Raw genomic sequence first — 5,936 nt, 5'->3', positions numbered from 1 at the left:
GCCTTTTATTTTGTATTTAAAATCAAAGGAATTTTATTGACATAGCAAAACAATGATGATAAAATTCTATTTAGACAATAATCTAAATAGAAAGAGGTTTTAATTGTGAAAAAATTCTTAAAATTATTTTTGCTAGGAATGATATGTTTTGTATTGTCACAGCTATGCCTTCGATTACCTATTTTGAAATTATTAAACAACAACTTATGGCTCAACAACTTTCAGAGTCTTTATCCACTATTATATGGATTTTTAATCACACTGAGTGCTGGACTTTTTGAAGAGGGTGGAAGATTTATTTTTAAGGATAAATTTTTAAAAGAAAGTAATAGCAAGTCAGATGCAATTATTTTTGGGTTAGGTCATGGACTTGTAGAAGTAATATTTGTTCTTATTGTGAGTTCTAGCAGTCTAAACCTAATGACTAGGTCTGATATTTTTTTAGGATTATATGAAAGATTGTTAGCGGTGATTTTTCATATTGGTATGACTTTATTAATATGGCTTGGATTTAATAGAATGGAAAAATACAGATATTTAATTCTAGCGATTTTTTTACATGGTTTTTTTGATTATTTTATAATATTAAAGAATATTTTTGGATTTAGTAATTTGATTTTGTACGGAAGTTGGACTTTACTTTGTATATTTATCTTAATTTTCATTTTTAAAATTAATTTAGGAGGGAATAGAAATGAAAAAATTTAAAATTATAACTTTAACAGCTATTGTATTACTTTTGGTTGCCTGCGGTTCTAAGACTAAAAAAATGTCAGATGAGGATTTTAATAAGTATCAAAAAAAATCTCAAGCTGCCATAAGTTTAGTCAATGAGAGAAAAACAGATGAATTTATTGATTTAACAGAAAAATCACTGGGATTTAAAAAAGAAATTTTGGAAGAAGCCTATAAAAATCTTGATGAAAATGGGAAATTTGTAGAATTCGGTGACGCTAAGGGGATCTATGAAGAGGATAAAAATTCAGGCTCAACTTATTCGACTATTTTACAAAAGGTCAAGTATGAAAAGAAGGATGTTCTTTTTAGGGTAAGTTTTGATAAGGATGATAAAATAGTTGGAATATTTTTCAAGTAAATGTAATAAAATTATTAATTAACGCTCAGTCATGGGCGTTTTTTTAAATGTTAAAATAGTTAGATTTTGATATAATAGCATCAGGTGATATTATGGCTTTTATTGAAGTTAAAAATCTTTCCAAGGTCTACAACATTGGCGAGAGATCTGTAATGGCTAATGATAAATTAAATTTTGAAATAGAAAAAAATGAATTTGCAATAATTCTCGGCGCATCTGGTGCTGGAAAGTCAACTTTTTTAAATATTCTTGGCGGCATGGACACTGCTTCTGGTGGCGAACTCTTTGTTGATGGCAAAAACATTGTCTCCTTTAATGAGAGGGAACTCACAGATTACAGAAGGTATGACATGGGCTTTGTATTTCAATTTTACAATCTCATTCCAAACTTGACGGCTCTTGAAAATGTTGAGCTTGCCACACAAATTGTAAAGAAGGCAAAGGATCCAGTGGAAGTTTTAAAATCTGTGGGACTTGGTGAGAGAATGGATAACTTCCCATCACAATTATCTGGTGGCGAACAGCAGAGGGTTTCCATTGCTCGTGCAATTGCAAAGAATCCAAAACTTCTCTTGTGCGACGAGCCAACGGGAGCTCTTGACTATAACACAGGCAAGCAAATTTTAAAGCTCTTGCAAGATTTAACTAGGACAACAGACACTACAGTGGTTTTAATTACTCACAATTCGGCAATAAAAAATTCTGCAGACAGATTAATTGAAATTTCTGATGCAAGGGTAAAGGATGTTTTTATCAACAAAAATCCAAGGGATATTATGGAAATAGAATGGTAGGTGCAGGGTGAAAGCTTGCGATAAAGATAATTTTAGAGAGATAAAAAATTCTCTTCCGAGATTTATATCTATTTTAATAATTGTCTTTCTAGGTGTTTTTGTATTAATTGGCTTGCTCTCTACGGGGCAAGTTATGCGAAACACCCTTGATAATAAAATCACACAACTAAATCAAGAGGACCTAAAAATTTCTGTGCTATTGGTCTGGAAGATAAAGACAAGGCTATTATCGAGGACCAAGAGGACATCTCTGAGCTTGAATACGGCTATGACAAGGATGTCTTCTTATTGGGAGATTCTATTGTCATAAAAGTCTTGAATATCCCCTATGAAATTTCTAAGCCAGAAATTGTTGAGGGAAGAAGTATAAAGAGCCCTGATGAAATTGTACTGGACTCCAGAATGAAAAATGATGGCAAAAAAATTGGCGACATCATTTCCTTTAAGGAGGACAATGACGACGATGATGACAATGACTTAAAGAGGCTTTCCTACAAGGTGGTAGGCTTTGCAAATTCTCTTGACTTCATTTAAGACAAGAACGGAACTTATTCTGAAAGGGGTTATGGAAAAATTTCTTTCTTCGCCTACATTGACGATGGAAACTTTTCTGGAGAGCCAACTCTTGCCAAGCTAAAATTTTTGGGCACAGAGGGTCTTGTGACTGCTGACAAGGAATATGTGGACTACATGGACAAGAAGACTCGCGCCCTAAAGATCGATTTAAAAAATAGACCTAAGGAGAGACTTGCTTCTATCCAAGATGAAATTTCTGACAAGATAGTAGATGCTGAGGACAAGATTACTGATGCAGAGGACAAGCTCACTGATGCAAAGGATAAACTTGTCAAGGGTCGTAAGGACTTAAACGAGGGCAAAAAGGATTATCAAGAGGGTCTAGACAAGTACAACAAGGAAAAAAGTGATGCAGAGTCTGAAATTTCAAAAAATAGAGACAAACTTTACAAGGCATCTGTGGAAATTGATGACGGCGAGAGAAAACTCATTGACGGCTACGAAAAGTTAAGCGATGGAAAGAAAAAGCTTGATGATGCAAAAGTTGAATTGGATTCTGGCAGGGAACAACTGGCTGATGGTAAGGAAAAGTACCAAAAGGGTCTTGGTCAGGCTGAAGCATCAGAAAAGGCACTAAAAGAAGGGGAAGACAAGCTCCTTGAAGGCAGAAAAAAATTAGACGATGGCTGGCAAAAAATTGAAGATTCCAAGGTCAAGCTTGCTGAAGGAATGAAAAAATATGAGGAAGGCGAAAGGGAATACGACAGCGGCAAAAAGCAGCTTGAAGCAGGCAAAGAGGAGCTAGTCACTAAAATGGGAGCCACTTCCTATGAAGATGCAGTGGAAAAAATTTATGCCCTAGATAAAATTTTGGACACAGCCAGTGAAATTTTAAATAAACTTCCCACTATTGAAAGTGAGATTGCAAGTACAAAGGCACAGATAGACCAAGTTGATGGTGGACTTGGGCAAGTTGAGGCTGAAATTGCAAGTACAAATGCGGCTCTTAATGATCCAAATTTATCAGATGAGGACAGAATAAAACTTGAGGCTAAACTTCAAGGCTTAGAGGGGCAAAGGGCAGAACTTCAAAAAAATAAGGAAGCCCTAAATAAAAAGTTAGAATTTTTAAATAATTCCAAGGCTGAAATTGACAAGGCTCTTGAGGAAATAAATAAGGAAGTGCCAGGGGGAATCACTGGAAGCTTAGATGACTTAAAAGCCAAGGTCAAGGTTGGCAAGGCTGGCATTGAAAAAATAAATGAAAGCGAGAAAAAACTTGTAGCAGCAAGGGCGACTCTTGATGCAAGTAAGCTACAACTTGAAGAGGGAAAAAAGCAGCTTGAAGAGGGAATTGCTGAAGCCGAAAAGGGCGAAGAGGAATACGCAAAAAATAAGGATGAAATAGAAAAAAATAAGAGGAAACTTCAAGAAGCCAAGGAAGAACTCAATAAGGCTAAGAAGAAACTTGATGAGTCTCAAGAAAAGCTTGACCAGGGGAGCGCCGACTACGAAAGTGGCAAGAAGGAGTACGAGGAAAAGTACGACGAATATGTAGAGGGCAGAGAGAAGCTATCAAGAGCCAAGGAAAAATATTTGTCTGGCACTGATGAACTCCAAAGAGGAGAGGAAAGGCTTGATAAGGAGCTAAAGACTGGCAAGGACAAGTTAGACGATGCCAAGGGCAAGCTCTACAAGGGAGAGTTGGACCTTAAAAAAGGTGAAAGAGAATTCAGCGACAAGTCCAAGGAGGCTGAAGAAAAAATTTCTGACGCAAGAGAAAAAATTGCCGACGGAAGAAAGTATCTTAGCCTAATAAAACAACCTCGCTACAAGATCACGCCTAGACACCTTTCAGGCGACATCAACACCTACTTGGACTATGCAAAGAGAGTGGACGGACTATCCTTTATCTTCCCAATATTTTTCTTTGCCATAGCACTTTTAGTTTGCTTCACGACAATGACAAGAATGGTAGACGAAAATAGAGTGGTAATTGGAACCTACAAGGCTCTGGGCTACACCAATAGAGAAATTGGAAGAAAATTTTTCCTATATGGCACGCTGACATCAATAATTGGTGGCACTCTTGGCGCCATAACTGGGTCTTATCTATTGACCTACATCATAGGCAATGCCTATTCAACAAAGACGATTTTCCAAGACCACTTGATTATAAATGCCTTTCCACTTAGGATAATTTTTGCCATAGCCATTGGATTTATATTTACAACAGTGGCGGCAATAATCACTGTCAACAAAAACCTAAAGGAAAAGACAGCCTATCTTCTTCGTGGAAAAGCACCATCCAAAGGCAACAGAATAATGCCGGAAAAAATTCCTTTCATCTGGAACAGGATGAGCTTTTTGTCCAAGGTAACGGCAAGAAATTTATTCTTGTCAAAGAAGAGAATGTTCATGACAGTAGTTGGCGTCATGGGCTGCGCGGCGCTACTTGTTTTGGGCTTTGGAATATCAGAATCCGTAAAAGATGTAGAAACTTTGCAGTTTAAAGAAATTTTAAAATACGACCTTTCAGTTTTATACGATAGCAAGTTTGACGAAGATGCCTATGGAGATTACAGAAGGGAAATTGACGGTAAAAATTTAGAGTACACAAAGACCTATGAAGAATTATTCACAGTAGACTACGATGAGATCGACCAAGTTGTAAATGTAATTGTGCCAGAGGACAGGGAAGAATTTAAAAACTATGTGGCTCTTAGGGACAAGGACGGGGGCGAAGAACTTGAGCTTTCCAAGAGAGGGGTAATAATAACAGAAAAACTTTCCAAGCTTAAAAAATTAAAGGTTGGGGACCCACTTGAAATTCGCGATGTCTATGGCAACGAATTTGAAGTTGAAGTAGCTGGCATAACAGAATTTTACATCGGTCACAATGTCTACATGGATAAAGACTACTTTGAAAAAGTGACGGGCTCAGACTTTGTGGCAAACACAGACCTAATAAAGGCGCCTCAAAACTTTGACAAGGATGAGTTTACAAAGACCACAATAGAAAACAAGGCAGTCTTTAACATTACCAACATCGACGACCTAAAGGATGTCTTGAATAAATTCTTATTCTCAATAACAAAGGTTGAAATAATAATTTTAATGGTGACGACAATATTAGAAGTTGTAGTCCTCTACAACCTTACAAATATAAACATCGAAGAGAGAATAAGAGAAGTCTCAACTATAAAAGTTTTGGGCTTTTATCCAAAGGAGACCACATCTTACATCTATAAGGAAACTCACATCCTTGCCCTTATTGGAATATTAATAGGACTTGTAGTTGGAAAAATTTTGCACTACTCAGTCTTACAAATAGTAGTGCCCTTTATGGCAATGTTGCCAGAAGACTTGACGGCAAGACCTTTTATACTGGCAGGCATAATCACAGCCTTTATAAACACACTAATAATGATAATATTCCATTTTAGGATAAAAAAGATTAACGCACTTGATGCTCTAAAATCAAATGAATAAAATTTGACCGAAGGATAAAATCTTCGGTCTTTTTTTTA

Annotated in this window: 5 protein-coding genes; all 5 read left to right on the top strand. The window is 36.3% G+C overall.

Annotated elements, in window-relative coordinates:
• Positions 1 to 105 precede the first annotated feature (105 nt).
• Positions 106 to 708 carry a YhfC family glutamic-type intramembrane protease gene (locus HGPG_RS04885; protein ID WP_019124945.1) on the top strand — a complete coding sequence of 201 codons (603 nt, stop codon included), beginning with the start codon at positions 106 to 108 and terminating at the stop codon, positions 706 to 708.
• Entirely contained in the window at positions 695 to 1,096 is a 402-nt protein-coding gene (locus tag HGPG_RS04880; RefSeq protein ID WP_019124944.1) for a DUF3887 domain-containing protein, read from the top strand. The genes HGPG_RS04885 and HGPG_RS04880 overlap by 14 nt, the downstream gene beginning before the upstream one ends.
• A gap of 92 nt (positions 1,097 to 1,188) precedes the next feature.
• A complete protein-coding gene (locus HGPG_RS04875; RefSeq protein ID WP_019124943.1) occupies positions 1,189 to 1,890 on the top strand; it encodes an ABC transporter ATP-binding protein in 702 nt (233 codons plus the stop codon).
• A 288-nt stretch (positions 1,891 to 2,178) separates the two neighbouring features.
• Complete coding sequence (locus tag HGPG_RS10470) at positions 2,179 to 2,424, top strand: hypothetical protein (RefSeq protein WP_019124942.1); 246 nt, start codon at positions 2,179 to 2,181, stop codon at positions 2,422 to 2,424.
• Between the two features lie 108 nt (positions 2,425 to 2,532).
• The gene (locus HGPG_RS04870) at positions 2,533 to 5,898 is read left to right on the top strand and encodes an FtsX-like permease family protein (protein ID WP_019124941.1); all 3,366 of its coding nucleotides are present in this window, start codon (positions 2,533 to 2,535) and stop codon (positions 5,896 to 5,898) included.
• Positions 5,899 to 5,936: the final 38 nt, after the last annotated feature.

It is taken from the genome of Peptoniphilus grossensis ph5 (genome assembly GCF_000311825.1).
In the GTDB taxonomy this organism is placed as follows: Bacteria; Bacillota; Clostridia; order Tissierellales; family Peptoniphilaceae; genus Peptoniphilus_A; species Peptoniphilus_A hominis.
The sequence above is the reverse complement of the archived record's forward strand: the minus strand, read 5'-3'. Positions and strand labels throughout refer to the sequence as shown.

Excerpts from the sequence above, each read along its gene's own strand:
- HGPG_RS04880 (WP_019124944.1), top strand. The coding sequence starts at position 695 with ATGAAAAAATTTAAAATTATAACTTTAACAGCTATTGTATTACTTTTG.
- HGPG_RS04875 (WP_019124943.1), top strand. The coding sequence starts at position 1,189 with ATGGCTTTTATTGAAGTTAAAAATCTTTCCAAGGTCTACAACATTGGC.